17 protein-coding genes are annotated in these 17,048 nt (G+C 65.2%); 8 read left to right on the top strand and 9 right to left on the bottom strand.

Annotation, left to right across the window (positions count from 1 at the left end):
• Window positions 1–8 precede the first annotated feature (8 nt).
• Window positions 9–1,154 (top strand): SET domain-containing protein, encoded by a 1,146-nt coding sequence (locus tag ON00_RS16485; RefSeq protein WP_010407668.1) that lies wholly within the window; start codon window positions 9–11, stop codon window positions 1,152–1,154.
• Here the strand turns inward: ON00_RS16485 and ON00_RS16480 are convergent.
• Window positions 1,151–4,105: a PAS domain-containing protein gene (locus tag ON00_RS16480; protein WP_010407665.1), complete on the bottom strand. Its 2,955-nt coding sequence runs from the start codon at window positions 4,103–4,105 to the stop codon at window positions 1,151–1,153. The two genes, ON00_RS16485 and ON00_RS16480, sit on opposite strands and share 4 nt — an antisense overlap.
• A gap of 172 nt (window positions 4,106–4,277) precedes the next feature.
• Between ON00_RS16480 and ON00_RS16475 the strand changes: the two genes are divergently transcribed.
• Window positions 4,278–5,444 carry a PrnB family protein gene (locus tag ON00_RS16475; protein WP_010407664.1) on the top strand — a complete coding sequence of 389 codons (1,167 nt, stop codon included), beginning with the start codon at window positions 4,278–4,280 and terminating at the stop codon, window positions 5,442–5,444.
• A 16-nt stretch (window positions 5,445–5,460) separates the two neighbouring features.
• Here the strand turns inward: ON00_RS16475 and ON00_RS16470 are convergent, their stop codons facing one another.
• The 5 genes from ON00_RS16470 to hrcA all read right to left on the bottom strand — a co-directional run bounded on the left by ON00_RS16470 (window position 5,461) and on the right by hrcA (window position 8,789).
• Window positions 5,461–6,693, bottom strand: a complete 1,233-nt coding sequence (locus ON00_RS16470; RefSeq protein WP_010407662.1) for a threonine synthase — start codon at window positions 6,691–6,693, stop codon at window positions 5,461–5,463.
• Window positions 6,690–6,914 carry a hypothetical protein gene (locus ON00_RS16465; protein ID WP_211207136.1) on the bottom strand — a complete coding sequence of 75 codons (225 nt, stop codon included), beginning with the start codon at window positions 6,912–6,914 and terminating at the stop codon, window positions 6,690–6,692. Before ON00_RS16465 ends, ON00_RS16470 begins: the two co-directional genes overlap by 4 nt.
• Window positions 6,911–7,078 carry a hypothetical protein gene (locus ON00_RS16460; RefSeq protein ID WP_245535590.1) on the bottom strand — a complete coding sequence of 56 codons (168 nt, stop codon included), beginning with the start codon at window positions 7,076–7,078 and terminating at the stop codon, window positions 6,911–6,913. The genes ON00_RS16465 and ON00_RS16460 overlap by 4 nt, the downstream gene beginning before the upstream one ends.
• 95 nt (window positions 7,079–7,173) lie before the next feature.
• On the bottom strand, window positions 7,174–7,728 hold the full coding sequence (grpE, locus tag ON00_RS16455) for a nucleotide exchange factor GrpE (protein WP_010407656.1): 555 nt from the start codon (window positions 7,726–7,728) through the stop codon (window positions 7,174–7,176).
• 17 nt (window positions 7,729–7,745) lie between these two features.
• The gene (hrcA, locus tag ON00_RS16450; RefSeq protein WP_010407654.1) at window positions 7,746–8,789 is read right to left on the bottom strand and encodes a heat-inducible transcriptional repressor HrcA; all 1,044 of its coding nucleotides are present in this window, start codon (window positions 8,787–8,789) and stop codon (window positions 7,746–7,748) included.
• A gap of 144 nt (window positions 8,790–8,933) precedes the next feature.
• On the opposite strand from hrcA, the gene ON00_RS16445 reads away from it, so the two are divergent.
• Genes ON00_RS16445 through ON00_RS16435 form a run of 3 tightly spaced genes read left to right on the top strand, consistent with a single transcriptional unit; the run spans window position 8,934 to window position 11,537 of the window.
• Window positions 8,934–9,515, top strand: coding sequence for an SRPBCC family protein (locus ON00_RS16445; protein WP_010407652.1), 582 nt, complete (start codon window positions 8,934–8,936; stop codon window positions 9,513–9,515).
• Window positions 9,515–10,699 carry a zinc-dependent alcohol dehydrogenase gene (locus tag ON00_RS16440; protein WP_010407650.1) on the top strand — a complete coding sequence of 395 codons (1,185 nt, stop codon included), beginning with the start codon at window positions 9,515–9,517 and terminating at the stop codon, window positions 10,697–10,699. Before ON00_RS16445 ends, ON00_RS16440 begins: the two co-directional genes overlap by 1 nt.
• A 55-nt stretch (window positions 10,700–10,754) precedes the next feature.
• On the top strand, window positions 10,755–11,537 hold the full coding sequence (locus ON00_RS16435) for an SDR family NAD(P)-dependent oxidoreductase (protein WP_010407649.1): 783 nt from the start codon (window positions 10,755–10,757) through the stop codon (window positions 11,535–11,537).
• Between the two features lie 9 nt (window positions 11,538–11,546).
• Here ON00_RS16435 and ON00_RS16430 read toward each other — a convergent pair whose 3' ends face one another.
• Window positions 11,547–12,287 (bottom strand): energy transducer TonB, encoded by a 741-nt coding sequence (locus ON00_RS16430; RefSeq protein ID WP_010407648.1) that lies wholly within the window; start codon window positions 12,285–12,287, stop codon window positions 11,547–11,549.
• A gap of 97 nt (window positions 12,288–12,384) precedes the next feature.
• Between ON00_RS16430 and rph the strand changes: the two genes are divergently transcribed.
• Together rph and rdgB are read left to right on the top strand one after the other, a co-directional pair.
• The gene (rph, locus tag ON00_RS16425) at window positions 12,385–13,101 is read left to right on the top strand and encodes a ribonuclease PH (RefSeq protein ID WP_010407647.1); all 717 of its coding nucleotides are present in this window, start codon (window positions 12,385–12,387) and stop codon (window positions 13,099–13,101) included.
• Complete coding sequence (rdgB, locus tag ON00_RS16420) at window positions 13,098–13,730, top strand: RdgB/HAM1 family non-canonical purine NTP pyrophosphatase (RefSeq protein WP_010407644.1); 633 nt, start codon at window positions 13,098–13,100, stop codon at window positions 13,728–13,730. The genes rph and rdgB overlap by 4 nt, the downstream gene beginning before the upstream one ends.
• 131 nt (window positions 13,731–13,861) lie before the next feature.
• On the opposite strand, the gene ON00_RS16415 is transcribed toward rdgB, so the two are convergent.
• Window positions 13,862–14,431 carry a CAP domain-containing protein gene (locus ON00_RS16415; RefSeq protein WP_010407641.1) on the bottom strand — a complete coding sequence of 190 codons (570 nt, stop codon included), beginning with the start codon at window positions 14,429–14,431 and terminating at the stop codon, window positions 13,862–13,864.
• Window positions 14,432–14,470: 39 nt separating this feature from the next.
• Here ON00_RS16415 and hemW point away from each other — a divergent pair, with 39 nt between their 5' ends.
• Window positions 14,471–15,637, top strand: coding sequence for a radical SAM family heme chaperone HemW (hemW, locus tag ON00_RS16410; RefSeq protein ID WP_029623012.1), 1,167 nt, complete (start codon window positions 14,471–14,473; stop codon window positions 15,635–15,637).
• Window positions 15,638–15,771: 134 nt separating this feature from the next.
• Here the strand turns inward: hemW and ON00_RS16405 are convergent, their stop codons facing one another.
• Window positions 15,772–16,941 carry a pyridoxal phosphate-dependent aminotransferase gene (locus ON00_RS16405; RefSeq protein ID WP_010407639.1) on the bottom strand — a complete coding sequence of 390 codons (1,170 nt, stop codon included), beginning with the start codon at window positions 16,939–16,941 and terminating at the stop codon, window positions 15,772–15,774.
• Window positions 16,942–17,048: the final 107 nt, after the last annotated feature.

The following is a 17,048-nucleotide window of genomic DNA, read 5'->3' as shown; positions in this document are numbered from 1 at the left end:
ACGCAGGCATGGCGATCGACCCCTGGTTCCCCATTGCAATCCTCTGCAGCCTGGCGGGATACGGATCGTATCTCGCCGGGCTGCGGCGGCAATTGGTGCAACCCAATCGCGCCTCCTGGCTGATCTGGACGGCGGCGACCGCAGTCGAGGCGGCTACTTATGCCGCGGTCAACCCCGCCGCGCTGCAAGGCTGGGTGTTCGCGCTCTCCACCCTCGCGTGCCTGGTGGTAACGATCGGAATCTGGCGGCGTTCGACCTGGAGTGCACCATCGCGCGGCGAAGTGGCCTGCACCGCCGCCTGCCTCGCCGCGTTGGTGGTGTGGATTGTCGCGCGCGATGCCTTTTGGGCGCACATGCTGGTGGTTGCCGCCGTGCCCGTCAGCTTCTGGCCGACCTGGCAGAGCGTGGCGGAAGACCGCACGCGTGAACGCTCGCCCGCCTGGGGGCTGTGGACGATCGGCGATCTCGCCACCTTGCTGGTCGCCACGCGCCACGGCGACCAACATGCCGGGGAATATGTCTATATCCTGGTCGAATTGCTGTGCCATGCCAGCGTGTGGTTCATGGTCGGTCTGGCGACGATCAACCCGCTGCGCTCGCTCGGTTTCCGCAACGGGCGTTTCTACGTGCTGGACGCGTATGCCCCCACCGCCAATCTGTTCGCGGTTGGCGAGACGCATCTGGGCAAGGCGGTCTATGCCGCGCAGGGGTTTGCCGAGGGCGACGAGATCATCCGCTTCACTGGTCGCCGCTTCCGCGCCGACCGCGTGCCGAGCCTGATGCGCGGATCGAGCGACCGCTTCGTCCAGGTCACGCCCGAACATTATATGGGGCCATCGGGCCGCATCGACGATCTTATCAACCATAGCTGTGCGCCCAATGCCGGTCTGCGCTTTGGCGGCAACAGCGTGGTATTGGTCGCCATTCGCGACATCGCGCCGGGCGAGGAAATCGCCTGGGATTATTCGACCACGCTGGCGGAATCGAACTGGCACATGATCTGCCAGTGCCGCAGCCCGGAATGCCGCCGCGTGATCGGCAATTTCTCGACATTGTCGCCCGAGCGGCAGGAGTGGTTCCGCGCGCGCAACCTCGTCGCGCCCTATTTGCGGCGCAAGGACGAGATTGCGCTGCCGCGCGAGCGCGCCGCCTAAGCCCCCGCCAACATCGCGCGAATCCGCGCGGCGAGCGTGTCCATCGCGAACGGCTTGACGATCAACGCCATGCCCGGTTCCAGCGGACCATCCCCGACCACCGCATTTTCGGCAAAGCCCGTGATGAACAGCACCGGCAGGTCCGGGCGGTGCGTGCGGGCGGCATCGGCGACCTGTCGCCCATTCATGCCGCCGGGCAAGCCGACATCGGTGATGAGCAAGTCGATCCGCGCGCGCGATTCCAGCACCTTCAGTGCCTGCTCGCCGGTTTCGGTCTCGATCGCCAAATACCCAAGTTCGCCGAGCAGTTCCATGACGAGCATCCGCACGGTCGGCTCATCATCCACCACCAGCACCGTTTCGCCCGCACCGGCCGGGATCGCGGCCCCTGCCCCGGCCGCGATGAGGTCCGCAGCCTCGCCGATATGGCGCGGCAATAGCAGCGTCATCGTCGTACCCCGGTCGCGCGCCGAATCGATCTGCACATGCCCGCCCGATTGGCGCACAAAGCCATAGATCATCGACAGACCAAGCCCCGTCCCCTGCCCCATCGGCTTGGTCGTAAAGAACGGATCGAAGGCGCGCGCGATCACCTCCTGGCTCATGCCCGTGCCCGTATCGGCGACGTTGAGCGAGAGATAGGGGCCTGGCGGCACGTCGCGCTCGCTCGCCGCTGTCGCATCCAGTACGACATTGTGCGTGGCGATCGTCACCGTGCCGCCATCGGGCATGGCATCGCGCGCGTTGATGCACAGGTTGAGCAAGGCGTTCTCAAGCTGGTTCGCGTCCGCCAGGATCGGCCAGCTATCGGCGCCCGTCGAAACCTCGAGCGCGATGCTCGGGCCCAGCGTCCCGCGCACCAGATCTTCCATCCCTGCAATCAGCTTCGCCACATCGGTCGGGCGGGGATCGAGCGGTTGGCGGCGCGAGAAAGCGAGCAAACGGTGCGTCAGCGCCGCCGCGCGCGCGGCACCGGATTGCGCCGCACCGATATAGCGTGGCAGATCGTCCATCCGCCCCTGGTTCAGGCGAAGCTGCATCAGTTCCAGCGCGCCCGAAATGCCGGTCAGCAAATTGTTGAAATCGTGCGCCAGGCCGCCGGTCAATTGCCCGACCGCCTCCATCTTCTGCGATTGCCGCAGCCGCTCCTCCAGCTCGCGCTGGCGTGTGACATCGACCCCGACCCCGACCACCTTGCCCGGCTTGCCGCCGGGATCGCGCAGCACATGGTTGCGCGCCATGATCCAGCGCACACTGCCGTCGGGCAATTGCAGCCGATATTCATTGGCACCATCGCCTCCGGTCGCGCGGACATGCGCGATCGTGGCCTGCATGCTGGGCAAATCGTCCGGATGGATACGCCCCATCACGTCCGCCAGCGTAACGCCGCGTGCCACATGCTCCGGGCTGAAGCCGTAAAGCGCGGCAAACTCGCTATCGCTCTCGAAGCGATCGTTCGCGAGATCATAGGTCCACACCCCGACCCCATCCATCGCCTGCAACACCATCCGCGTGCGCGTTTCGGCCGCGAGCAACTCCTGATGCTGGCGTCGCTCCTCGGTAATGTCGCGGGCGTTGGAGTAGAGTCGGTCGCCGAACAGCGTGGTTTGCCAGGCAAAGGTGCGATAGTCGCCGGCCTGCGTCCGCAGGCGCTTTTCGAGCCGGTGGGTTCTGCCGGTTGCGGCGATCCGCGCGATCTCAGCGGCACTGCCCCCCGTGTCTTCGGGATGGCGCAACCATTGCGAATCGCGGCCCAATATGTGTTCGGCTGACCACCCCAGCGCGCGTTCCCAGGCCGGGTTGACCGCCAACCATCGTCCATCGCGCGTGGCGATCCCCAGCAAATCCTCGCTCACCTCCCACAGCCGGTCGCGCTCGGCGGTCCGCGCGGCGACTTCGCCTGCCAGATTGGCGTTCAAGGCCCGCAATTGCTCGACCGCCCGTACGCGCGCGACCGCGTCCCAGCTGAGTTCCGCAACTTCCTCGATCAACGCGATCTCGTTGCGGGTCCAATCGCGGGGCTCGGCATGGCTGAGGTAGAAGCCCCCCTGCCATTCGCCTCCGCGCAGCAAAGGCACCGTGACCCCGGCTTTGCTGCCGACCAGGGCCAGCGCATCGGCAGGCGGCGCATCGCGGTCATTCGGCGTGCAGAAACTGATCGTCTCGCCTGTCCGCATGGCAGCATCCCAGCGCGCGCCAAAAACGGCAGCCGGGATCGGCCGAGTAAGCGGCGACAATGCTCCGCCAACCCAACCCGCCCGATATTGAACGATGTGATCCGGGGTGACATCGAAAAAGCCCGTCCGATCGACCCCCAGATATCGGCCCAACGCTTCCGCAGTCAGGTGCATGACGTCGTCGGAATCGCGTTCGACCCGCTGCCGTTCGACCAGGTCCAGTACGAAATCCCGCTCGGTTTTCGCCGCGATCAGGGCGCGTTCGTTCAGCACCTGGGCGGTCACCTCCAGCCCCTGGTTGAGGATGCCGTGGGCGACCCCGTCCTCGTCCAGAATCGGCGAACTGTTATAGCTCCAGAAGGTCTCGGTCGGCACACCGCCGCGCACCATCATCAGCCGCTGCGCGACATGCGAGATCCCCTCCGCCGCCGCCAACGTCTCACGGAACTGCGCGCCGAGCACCGGCCAGACGTCGGGACGCGCCTCCGCTGCGGGACGGCCCAGCGCCCACGGATGGTTGTCCGCCAACACCGTCCACGCATCGTTGTAGAGCAGCCGAAAGTCCGGGCCCCAATAGATCGCGGTGGGGAAACTGGAACGCAGGCACAGCCCGACGCTGAGCTTCAGGGCAGCCGGCCAATCCTGCGGGGGCCCGAGCGGGTGCGCGGCCCAGTCGAAATCCCGCAGCAACGCGCCCACCGCGCCGCCGCCGTCGAGGAAGCGCACGCCTGCCCTGCTGCTCGCCGGGTCGGTTTTCGGGTTCTCGGGTGCCATAGCTTTGGTCTCGAACGCTGGCTTTAGCCGGACAGTGCGACGATGGGCGCCAACCCAACCGTGCGGACCCGCATCAACCCTGTCAACATACTACCGTTTTAGCGCAACTGGCGCGAAACGCGGGCGTACGATAAGAAGTTTCATTCGATACCAAATTAAGGCCAAACTTCAGATGCCGCTTCACGACCTCGCGCATTATGGCCTGTCTGCCGACCGTGGGTTCCTGGCCCCTTACGAAATTGATGAGATCGTCTTGCCTGGAGGCTTCGCGCCGGTCGAAGCGGCGGCCGCCAAATTGTCGGGGCTGGTGACCACCGGTCGTATCCGCCACTGGCTCGATGCCCTGCCCATGCCCGACATCGATGCCTTCCTCGCCACCGCCAGCGACGCCGAAATCGGTCGCGCGATGCTGCGCTATTCGTTTCTCGTTCAAGCCTATGTGTGGGGCGAACCGACGCCGCTCGCGCGGCTGCCCGCCAATCTCGCGGTGCCGTTTGTCGCATTGGCGGATCGCATCGGCTTTCCGCCGGTGATGAACTATGCCGGCTATGTGCTCGACAATTGGTACAGGCTCGACAAAAGCGGCCCGATCGCGCTCGATAACCTGGTGATGGACCAGCATTTCGCGGGCGGTCAGGACGAAAACGGGTTTGTGCTGATGCATGTCGTGATCGAGGCGCAGGCCGGCCGCGCGCTCGATCTGGCGGTCAAACTGGTGCGCGCCAGCGATGGCGGCGATGCGGCGACGGTCGAAGCGCTGCTGGCGAAAATGCACCGCGTTTGGGACGCGATCAACGCGACCTTCGATCGCATGGCCGAACAGTGCGACCCTTATATCTATTTCAATCGCATCCGCCCCTATCTCAACGGGTGGAAGAACAATCCCGCGATGCCCGACGGGCTGATTTATGAGGGCGTTGCCCGCTTCGAGGGCAAGCCGCAGGCGCTACGCGGGCAAACCGGATCGCAAAGCTCGATCGTGCCGACGATGGATGCGCTCTTTCAAGTCGTCCATTCCGGCGACGAACTGCGCGATTTGCTGCTCGAGCTCCATCAATATCGCCCGCGCCTGCACCGCGCCTTTATCGAGGATATGCAGGCCTCAAGCCGCCTGCGCAGCTTTGCGGTGACGCAGTCGTCGTCGCTGAAAGCGGCGTTCAACGCCTGTGTCGAGCAAGTCGCGCGCTTCCGCAGCCGCCACCTCGAATATGCCGCTGCTTATATCAACAAGCAGGCGAGCAACGCTGCGGGCAACGATCCCGAGCTCGGCACTGGCGGCACGCCCTTCATGAAATATCTGAAGAAACACCGTGACGAGAACCGCGCGCAGGTGATCTGACCCAGCGCGCGACCGCCTACAGCGCGCCCAGATCGATTTCTGCAAAACGGTCGAGCGCCGCGTCTGCGGGCGGCATCGGATGTTTCAGGCCGGTCGCACAGTTGAACAATACGACCCGCTCATCCTCATCGACCTCGCCAGTGCGCAGCGCCTCGCGATAGGCGGCGAGTGTCGCGCCGCCCTCCGGGCATAGCAACAGGCCATCCTTTCGGGCGCAGTCATCGACCGCTTTCAGGATCGCGGGGTCGCCCACGCCCAGCGCTTTGCCGCCGCTTTCGCGCACCGCACGCAAGATCAGGAAATCGCCGACCGCCTTGGGCACGCGAATCCCCGCCGCGACGGTGGCCGCATCCTCCCAGCGTTCGGCATGCTCCTCACCCGCCTCGAACGCCCGGACGATCGGCGCGCAGCCGCTCGCCTGCACCGCATACATGCGCGGCCGCTCGGGGCCGATCCAGCCGAGCTGTTCCAACTCATCGAACGCCTTCCACATGCCGATGAGCCCGGTCCCGCCGCCGGTGGGATAGAAGATGGCATTGGGCAATTTCCAGCCGAACTGCGCGGCCAGCTCCAGGCCCATCGTCTTCTTGCCCTCGATCCGGTACGGCTCCTTCAGCGTCGAAAAATCGAACCAGCGCCCTTCCGCCGCGCCGCGCGCGACGATCGCGCCGCAATCGTCGATCAAGCCATTGACGCGGTAGACGCGTGCGCCCTGTTGCGCGATTTCGCGCACATTGATCTCGGGCGTGTCGTCGGGACAGAGCACGATCGCCTCGATCCCGCAGCGCGTGGCATAGGCTGCTAGCGCCGCCCCGGCATTGCCGTTGGTCGGCATCGCGATGCGGGTGACGCCCAGCTCCTTGGCCATCGCCACCGCCATCACCAGCCCGCGCGCCTTGAACGATCCGGTCGGCAAGCGCCCTTCGTCCTTGACCAGCACATTGGGGCTACCCGCCGAACGCGGGATCGCGATCAGCGGCGTCTCGATCTCGCCCAGGCTGACGATATCTCGCGTATGCCGCACCGGCAGCACTTCGCGCCAGCGCCACAAATCGGTCGGGCGCGCGGCGATCATCGCCTTGGGGATGGCCGCCTTCACCGCATCCAGATCATAGCGCACCAGCAACGGCCGCCCGACGCGCGACAGGCCGTGAAGCTGATCGGCATCATAGCGCTCGCCCGTCATCGAACATTCGAGATGCGTGACAAACGTCGCGCGCTCGGCGGTGAGGTTGGCGTTAATCGTCATAAACTACTCGCTATCCTCATGAACGCCCAAACCAACAGCCAGACCGCCATGCCGACACCGGCAAAGAGCAAAGGCATAAACGCGTATATCAGAGCAGCGACGCGCAGACTGCGCCCGTAGCCTGGCAAAAAGAGGAACCAGACAAAAACAATCGGCAGCGCGACGAGCCCCAGCATAAACGCGGGATTGACCGCGCGCGGTTCTGCCGAGGCGGCGGTCACCACGTGCCGCCTGCCTCCTCGATCGCTTTCAGCAACGCACGCTTGCTCGCGGTGCGGCGGTTGCCGGAATTGCGGGGCATTTCGGTGATGCCGGTTTCGATCCGACGACGCTCGATCTCCGCGACGAATTCGTCAAGCGGGATCGGCTGGGATGTCTTCAACACCGAGGTCGCCACCAGTTTCTTCCCCCAAAAACCGCAACGCTCTTTCGAAGTCGGGCCGAAGGGACATCATGCAATGATCCCTCGACCCAACACGATCACCCCGCCTTCGCCACGCCCACCAAAGCCGGCCGCAGCAGACGGTCCTTGATCATATAGCCCGACTGCATTTCCTGCACGACCGTGCCGACCGGCTGGTCGCTCGGCACTTCGAACATCGCCTGGTGGAAATTGGGGTCGAGCTTCTCGCCGATCGTCGTCATCTTCTTGATGCCGTGGCGCTGGAACACCGCTTCCAGCTCGCGGCCGGTGGCGTCGAGCCCGGCGACCAGACCCTTGAACTTCTCATCCTCGCGCAGCTCGGCGGGAATTGCGTCCAGGCCACGCGCGAGGTTGTCGGCGACCGACAGCAAATCGCGCGCGAACGCCGTCGCGGCATAAGCGCGCGCATCGGCGGCTTCCTTCTCGGCGCGGCGGCGCACATTCTGCGCTTCGGCATGGGCGTACAGGACTTGCGACTTGGCGTCGGCAAGGTCGGCTTCCAGCTTCGCGACCCGCTCCTTCGCGTAATCCTGTTCGGCCACTTCGGGCGCATCGGTCGCGGTTTCGGCGCGCAATTCGCTGGTCAGGTTGATCTTTTCGTCTTCGATCATGTCGTCACACTATCCAATTAGCCCATGAGCCGCGCGAGTGTCGCGGCCGTATAATCCACCATGGGCACGACGCGCGCATAGTTCAACCGTGTCGGCCCAATCACCCCAACAACGCCGACCACGCGACCATCAAGACCACGGAACGGCTTGGTGATGACAGACGACCCTGAAAGCGAGAATAACTTGTTCTCGGCACCAATGAAGATGCGCGTCGCATCGCCCGCGCTCGCGCTGTCGAGCAGCCGCGCGATTTCCTGCTTGCCCTCGAGATCGTCGAGCAACTCGCGCACGCGTTCCAGATCTGCAGCGGCGGTATCGTCGATCAGCCGCGCCTGACCGCGCACGATCAGCACCGGGCGGCGATCGGCATCCTCGCTCCAGATGGCGAGGCCACGCTCGATCAAGGTGCGCGCGGCCCCGTCCAGCGCGGCGCGTTCGTCCGCCATCTCGCGCTCGAGCTTGGCGCGTGCTTCCACCAGCGTGAGACCGCCAAGCATCGCGCTCATATAATTGCCCGCCTCGATCAAGGCGGAAGGCGGCAGCCCGAGCGGGATATCGATCACGCGGTTTTCAACCGATCCATCATCGCCGACCAGCACTGCCAGCGCCTTGTCAGCCGAAAGCGTGACGAAGCTCATTTGCCGCAACACCAGGTCACGCTTGGCCACCATCACCATGCCCGCACACGCCGACAGGCCCGACAGCGCCGCAGTGGTCGCCGCGATCGCCTGCTCGACCGGCCCGGCCTGCTCGATCTGGCGCTCGATCGCGGCGCGTTCTTCGGCCGAGGGTTCGAGGGCCTGCATCATCCCGTCCACGAACAAGCGCAGCCCGCTATCGGTCGGCATCCGCCCGGCGCTGGTGTGCGGGGCCGCGAGCAGCCCCAACTCTTCAAGATCCTGCATCACGTTGCGGATCGACGCGGGCGACAAATTAAGCCCTGACAGCTGCGCGATCGTGCGCGACCCGATCGGCGCGCCGGTGGCGAGATAGCTGTCCACCACCACGCGAAACACGTCCCGCGCGCGGTCGTTGAGTTCGGTGATCGAGGCTGAGGTCATGCCCGCTATATGGGGCCAACCTGCCTTTCGCTCAACTGGCCCCAAATCAGAACGGTTCGTCGAGGCTGATCGAGATCAGTACTTTTTCGGGGAACCAGATCGCGCCCCCGGCGCGTTATTGGCACACGCCATCAGGAGAGATCAATGTCCGACGTCAATACTGACGACGCACCCCTTTCTGCGTCGAAACACACCGCCGCCGCGATTTATACGGCAACCGAATCCCTCATCGAAAAGCGCGGTGATACTATGGTCGGACGCGCCGTGACCATCAATCGCCCCCGCGCCGAGCTGTTCGCTTATTTCCGAGACTTCACGAACCTTGCGCATTTCATGGAAAATGTCGAACGGATCGAGGTGATCGACGCCAAACGCTCGCATTGGGTGGTCAAGGCACCCGGCGGCCGCACGGTCGAATGGGATGCGCTCATTACCGATGAAGTGGGCGGCGAATATCTGGCCTGGGCGTCGCAGCCGGGTGCGGACATCGCCAATAGCGGGCGCATCGATTTTCGCGATGCGGGTGCCCGCGGCACCGTGGTCACTGCCACCCTGCTCTACGATCCGCCTTATGGCGTGGTCGGCAAGCTGATCGCCAAGCTGTTCCAGCGCGAACCCGCAATTCAGGCGCGGCGCGACCTGCGCCGATTCAAGCAACTGATGGAAACCGGCGAAGTCGCCACCGCGGCGCGAACCCGCAAGCAATTTGAAGAGGAAATGGCCTGATGCGCGCACTCACCTGGCACGGTCGCCACGACGTCCGCGTCGATACCGTCGACGACCCCGAAATCATCAACCCGCGCGACGCGATCATCAAGATCACCGCCACCGCCATCTGCGGCTCCGACCTGCATCTCTATGACGGCTATATCCCGACGATGCAGGCAGGCGACATTCTCGGCCATGAATTCATGGGCGAGGTCGTCGAAGCCGGCTCGGGATCAACGTTGAAGAAGGGCCAGAAGGTCGTCGTCCCGTTCACCATCGCCTGCGGCAGCTGCTACCATTGCGGCAAACACCAATATTCGGCATGCGACAACGGATTGCCCGCCGACAATCAGGACATTGCGCAAACGCTGTACGGCCAGCCGATGTCGGGCCTGTTCGGCTATAGCCACATGACTGGCGGCTATGCCGGCGGCCAGGCGGAATATGTCCGCGTGCCGTTCAGCGACGTCGGCCCGATCGTCATTCCTGACGGGATCGATGACGAGAAGGTGCTGTTCCTGTCCGACATCCTGCCGACCGGATGGATGGCGGCCGAAAATGCCGATATCGAACCCGGCGACACCGTCGCGGTGTGGGGCTGCGGCCCGGTCGGGCTGTTCGCGGTGCAATCGGCCTTCCTGATGGGGGCCGAGCGCGTCATCGCCATCGATCATTTCCCGCACCGGCTCGACCTCGCCCGCAAGTTCGGCGCGGAGACGATCAATTTCGAGGATTCGGCGGTCTATGAGGCGCTGATGGAGATGACCGGCGGGATCGGTCCCGATGCGGTGATCGACAGCGTCGGGCTGGAGGCACACGGCTTCTTCGTCGACAATGTCATCGACCAGATCAAGAAGTCGACCTTCCTCGGAACCGATCGCACCCATTCGATCCGCCAGGCGATCTTCGCCTGTCGCAAGGGCGGCCGCGTATCGATGCCCGCCGTTTATGGCGGCTTCGTCGACAAGTTCCCGCTCGGCGCGTTCATGGAGAAGGGCCTGACACTAAAGACCGGCCAGACCCATGTGCAGCATTATCTGCCCGGGCTGCTGGCGGCGATCCTTGAGGAGAAGATCGACACCACCTTCCTCATCTCGCACCGCCTCGCGCTAGAAGACGCGCCCAAGGGCTACAAGATGTTCCACGATAACCAGAATGAGGTGACCAAGGTCGTGCTGAAGCCCGGCCTAGCCCTGGCGTAACGCCACCTTTCTCCCCTCCCGCTGGCGGGAGGGGAGCAGCATCATGGAGAGAGACATGCCCAACAAATTTGCCGTCATCACCGGCGCATCGACCGGGATAGGCTTTGAACTCGCCACGCTCGCCGCGCAAAATGGGTACGACATCCTCGTCGTCGCCAATGAAGCGCTGATCGACGCCGCCGCTGCCGATTTCAAACAGTTCGGCACCACCGTCCAATCGATCAATGCCGATCTCTCGACCATCGCCGGGGTCGATGATGTGCTCGCCGCCACGGGCGGTCGCACGATCGACCTACTCTTCGCCAATGCCGGCACGGGCACGGGCGGGGCCTTCCTCGATCAGGATGTCGCCACGTGGCGCTTCGCCGTGGACACCAACATCACGGGCACGCTGTATCTCGTTCAGCGCGTGCTGAAGGACATGGTCGCGCGCGACGACGGCAAAATCCTCGTGACAGGCTCGATCGCCGGCTACATCCCCGGCGCGTTCAACGCGGTCTATAACGGCACCAAAGCCTTTATCGACAATTTCACCGAAGCGCTGCGCAACGAGATCAAAGAGTCGAAGGGCGTGACGCTGACCACTCTAATGCCCGGGGCGACCGAGACCGAATTCTTCGATCGTGCCGGCATGGAGGACACCAGCGTCGGCCAGGCCAAAAAGGATGATCCCGCCAAGGTCGCCAAAGATGGCTGGGATGCGCTGATGAGCGGCAAGGGCCATATAGTGTCGGGCTTGCACAACAAGCTGCAGGTCGCGGCAGCCGGGGTGATGCCCCAGTCGGTCCTCGCCGAGGCGCATCGCCACATGGCCGAACCCGGCAGCGGCAAGGACTGAGGCGCGAATCTAGTCGCGGTCGCGCTGCACCGTCCACACTTGCTCGCCCACCACCGTATCGGGGATCGGCTGGCCCGCCGCATTGCGGGTCGGCCGGTAGCGCAATTTGTCGATGATCAACTGGCATGTGGCGGCATCGAGCGCGGCATTGCCGCTCGACCGGGTGATACGGCACCCCGTCACGCGCCCTTTGACGCCAACGTCGAATTCCATTTCGACCGTGCCCGAAACCCCCGCTTCATACAGCGGTCGCGGCAAATCGCGGTAGCGCAGTTCGCCGTGGATCAGCCGCAGCGGAATTTCCCCGCCACCGCCGCCATCGCCGTCGCCGCCGGAACCGCTGCCAGTGCCATTGCCCTGCCCGCCGCTGCCCGTACCCGGCCCGATCACCGGCGCGGCACCCGCCGATCGCTCCGCGCCAACCCCGGCGATCGGCGCGACCACCACGGGCGGCGGCGGGGCGTGGAGGACGATCGGCGGCGCAACCACCTCGCTCGCCTTGGCCTTCAAATTGGGGGGAGAGGCGGCACCTTCCTTGTGCTTCTGCGCCTGGCGTGGGGCGGGCACCACATCCGGTTTGGGAGGCGGTGCCGGGGGCGCGACGACGAACGCCTTCAGGTCCTCGACCATCTTCGTGCGGAAATCCACCGACAGCCCGTTCACCAAACCATAGCCGATCGCAACCACGAGCAAGGCGGCACCGCCCGCGCCCTTGATGCGGTCCTGACTCGAAGGCTGATAGCTATGCATCGCGGCGGCGTGGCTCCAATATCCAGGTCCCCAGATAGGGGTGACACCGCCCCAACGCACGGGTACGGCGACGCGACCCATTTTCAGGAGACTCCCGATGCGCCCCAGCGGCCGTACCCCCGACCAGATGCGCGCGATCACCATCACGCCCCATTTCACGCGCCATGCCGAAGGATCGGTGCTGATCGGCTTCGGTGACACCAAGGTGCTGGTCACCGCCTCGATCGAAGAGAAGGTGCCGCCGTTCCTGCGCGGCAAGGGCGAAGGCTGGGTCACCGCCGAATATGGCATGCTCCCGCGTGCCACCCACACGCGTGGCAGCCGCGAAGCCGCCAAGGGCAAGCAATCCGGCCGCACCCAGGAAATCCAGCGCCTGATCGGCCGTAGCTTGCGCGCCGTCACCGATTTGAAGCTGCTCGGCGAACGCCAGATCGTGCTCGATTGCGACGTGATCCAGGCCGATGGCGGCACCCGCACCGCCTCGATCTCGGGCGCGTGGGTCGCGCTGCGCCTCGCCATCGATGGCCTGCTCGCCACCGGCAAACTCACCGCTGACCCGCTGACGCAGAAGGTCGCGGCGATTTCGTGCGGCATCTACAAGGGTACGCCGGTGCTCGACCTCGATTATGACGAAGATTCGAACGCCGACGCCGATGCCAATTTCGTGCTGCTCGAAAACGGCAACATTGCCGAAGTGCAGGCGACCGCCGAAGGCGCGACCTATGACGAGGAAGCGCTGCTGCGCTTGCTCCGCCTCGCGCGCATCGGCTGCGCCGACATCTTCGCCGCGCAAGCCAAGGCCGTCGCAAAATGAGCGAGGCCGTGCCGCCGCAAGCGATCCGCAAGCTCGCCCCCGGCAAGCTCGTCATCGCCAGCCACAATGCCGGCAAGGTGCGCGAAATCAACGCGCTCCTCGCCCCTTTTGGCATCGAAGCGATCTCGGCGGCCGAACTCGATTTGCCCGAGCCCGAAGAGACCGGCACGACCTTCGTCGCCAATGCCGAATTGAAGGCGTTGCAGGCAGCCGACCTGTCGGGCCTCCCCGCGCTGGCCGACGATAGCGGCCTGTGCGTCGATGCGCTGGGTGGCGATCCCGGCGTCTACACCGCCAATTGGGCAGAAACGCCGAACGGGCGCGACTGGACGCTGGCGATGACCAAGGTCGAACAAGCGCTCGCCGCCAAGGGCCCCGATGCCAGCCGCGACGCGCATTTCGTCTGCGTCCTCGCGCTCGCCTGGCCCGACGGTCACGTCCAATGGTTCGAAGGCCGCGCCGACGGCACGCTCACCTGGCCGCCACGCGGCGCGGTCGGCTTCGGCTATGATCCGGTGTTCGTGCCGACCGGCAGCGATGTCACCTATGCCGAGATGGACCCGGCGCAGAAGCACGCAATCAGCCACCGCGCGGCGGCGTTCGCGCAGTTGATTGCGGCGGTGCTATAAACCCCAACCCGTCACCCCGGCCTTGTGCCGGAGACCACCGTGCAAGACGCGCAACGCTAAAAATCGCACGACATCCGCGCGGCTGGGTGGACCCCGGCGCAAGGCCGGGGTGACGGACGGCTAGGGACGCATCAATCTCCCGCGTGCTGCCCCACCACATTCCCAGGCGGGGTATAGCGGCACACCAGATAATCGTCGCGCGCATTGCTCGCGAGCGCACAGCCCATCTGGCTGGTGCGCCGCCAGATAATCTGTGTGTAATGCGCGACATCCTGCCAGCGGCCGGTCGTGCTGATGTCGGGCACTGCGCCGGCGCGATAGCTGCGCCCCTCATCGACCCAGAGCTGCACCATCTCGTCATAGCGATACGCCCCGCGCGATCCCATGAAGAGGTTCTCGCCCTCGGCGATTCGCCCGCGCGGCTCGGTCGAATGTTTGAACTCGCGCGTCGCGGCCAGCACCGTGGCATAGCGCGCAGCGTTCTCGGCCAGTTCGGTATTCCACGCCAGCGGCGGCGCGCCGACTGCGGCGCGCGCGCGGTTGTGCCCGTCGAGCATGGCGCGCTGCAGCAGCGATTCTCCCCGCGCGGCGGGCGCTTCGCTCAGCCGTGGCTCAGTCACACGCGGCGGTTGATCGGGGTCGGATGCGACGCATCCCATCAGCAATGCCAGCGGCAGCAAAGCCAGCCAGTGAACGCGCATCTTTCGTAATCTCCCCGACACGCCCATAGGCTCCCGTTGATGAATGCCCCCGAAACGCTCCTGCTAACGCCTCCTCTGGCGCTTTATGTCCATTGGCCATTCTGCGTCTCGAAATGTCCCTATTGCGACTTTAACAGCCATGTCCGCGAGAGCGTGGACCAGGCGGCGTGGCGCGACGCGCTGCTGGCGGACCTCGCTTATGAGGCGCAAGCGCTGCCGGGGCGACGGCTCGGCTCGATCTTCTTCGGTGGCGGCACGCCTTCGCTGATGCCGCCCGAGACGGTCGCGGCAGTGATCGACGCCGCCACCATGCACTGGCCCGCCGAGCCAGATATCGAAATCACGCTGGAGGCCAATCCCTCCTCGGTCGAAGCGGCGCGCTTTGCCGACATTGCGCGCGCCGGGGTCAACCGCGTGTCGCTCGGGCTGCAAGCGCTCGACGATGCCGCCCTCGCCTTTCTCGGCCGCGCGCATGATGTGACCGAGGGCCTCGCCGCGCTCGACACCGCGCAGGCCGCCTTCGCGCGCGTCAGCTTCGACCTGATCTACGCCCGCCCCGGCCAGACGCTCGCCGCGTGGGAGGCCGAACTCGCCCGCGCGCTCGCCTTCGGCACCGAGCATCTCTCGCTTTATCAATTGACGATCGAGTCCGGTACGCGCTTCGCGACCGAGGCGGCGGCGGGGCGGATCGTCATTCCCGATGGCGATTCGGCCGCCGACCTGTTCGAGGCGACGCGCGCGATGACGGCGGCGGCGGGGCTGCCCGCCTACGAAATCTCCAACCATGCGCGGCTCGGTGCGGAGAGCCGACACAACCTCGTTTACTGGCGCTATCGTGACTATGCCGGGGTCGGACCCGGGGCACATGGCAGGCGGGGCGGACTTGCGACCGCGCGCCACAAGAAGCCCGAAAACTGGATCGGCGCCGTCGCCCGCAACGGCCACGGCGCGCAGATCGAGGAACCGCTCGCCCCCAACGCCCGCGCGACCGAGGCCTTGCTGATGGGCCTGCGCCTGCGCGAAGGCGTCGATCTCGCGCGGATTGCGCATCTGGGCGAGACAACGCCCACCGCGCTGATCGACCAGACCGCCGCTGAGCGCCTTGAACAGCAAGGCCTGATCGCCCGCAACGGCGACCATCTCGGCGTCACCGAAGCGGGCATGCTGCTGCTCGACGCGATCCTGCCGCTGATCGTGCGAGGGTAAAGCAAGAAATCACTACCCCGGCGAAGGCCGGGGCCCAGGGGCGAGACGATCCTTGGGAGAGCATAGCCGCCCTTATTTCGGCCCTCACAACTGGGCCCCGGCGTCCGCCGGGGAAGTGGTTTTCTAAAGCCCCCTCAAGCCACGATCTTGTCCAGCGCCGTACAGAACGCCTTCATCTCCGCGCTCGACCCCACCGTGACGCGGCTGACCGTCGGCCAGATCGGCCAGGACCGCCCGATCTCGATGCTTTCCTTGCGGAACGCCGCCTGCATCTCGCTGGCTTTCTTGGTCTTCCAGTCGATCATGAACATGTTGGCGTTGGTCGGTTTGACGTCGATCCCCTTGGCCTTGAGGTGGTCGAGCGTCAGCCCGCGCGCGGTCTGCATTTGCGCGCGGCGTGCGGCGATCAGCGGTGCCGCGGTCAGGCTCGCGGTGGCGCAGGCGATGCTGGTGACAGGCAACGCGCCCGATTGCATGCCGCCGTCATAGCGCATCATCTTGGCGATGTTCTTGGGGTTGGTGATGATATAGCCGACACGCAGCCCCGCCATGCCGAACAGCTTGGAGAAGGTCCGCATCACGATCACATCGTCATGCTTCACCGCCAGATAGGACGCGACCGGCACGCCCGCGAAATGCGTATAGGCCTCGTCGATCAGCACCATCGATCCGGCCGGCTTGTTGGCGATCAGCCATTCGATGTCGGCCAGCGGCGTGATCGTGCCGGTCGGGTTGTTTGGCGTGCAGATATAATAAAGCCCCGCATCGGGATTGGCCGCCAACATCGCCTTCACGTCATGCGTATAATCCGCCGTCAGCGGCACCGCCTTGACCGGTGCGCCCAGCCAGGCGGCGGTGCGCCCGGCCAGTTCGAAGGTCGGATCGGCGGTCACCAGCCCCTTGGTCGGCGAACAGAAAGTGATGACCGAGCGGCACAAGGGATCGCTCGACCCCGGCCATGGCGCGACATGGTCATAAGGGACGTTCTCGACCGCCATCACCGCCTTGATGAAATCGCCGCGCTGGTCCTGCGGCGAATAGCGATTGCCCTGCGACACCATCTTGGTCGCGGCCAAGGCCCCCGGCGCGAGCGGGCCGGTCCAGCATTCGTTGGCGCCGATCCGCACCTTCGCCGTGGGGGCCGGATCGGGCACCCCGCCCGAGGCCCAGGCCGGGCGACCGATCGACGCGGCCACCGCCCCCACCCCGAACACCGCCGCGATTCGCGCCAGGTCGCGCCGGGCAAAGCCGCGGCTCATCAGATCATCCTGCGATTCTTCATTGAGATAGGTGCTGTGCGTCATCGGATCGGCCCCTGTTTTTGCGAAATCTCCTGTCTCTCCTGCACAGGCTCCCCGGCCCTTGGCGGCAAGTGTTCCGCAAATTCGACACAAAAGCTACATGCAGACGT

The organism is Sphingomonas echinoides ATCC 14820, from assembly GCF_000241465.1.
In the GTDB taxonomy this organism is placed as follows: Bacteria; Pseudomonadota; Alphaproteobacteria; order Sphingomonadales; family Sphingomonadaceae; genus Sphingomonas; species Sphingomonas echinoides.
This window is presented reverse-complemented; position numbering and strand designations above follow the sequence as displayed.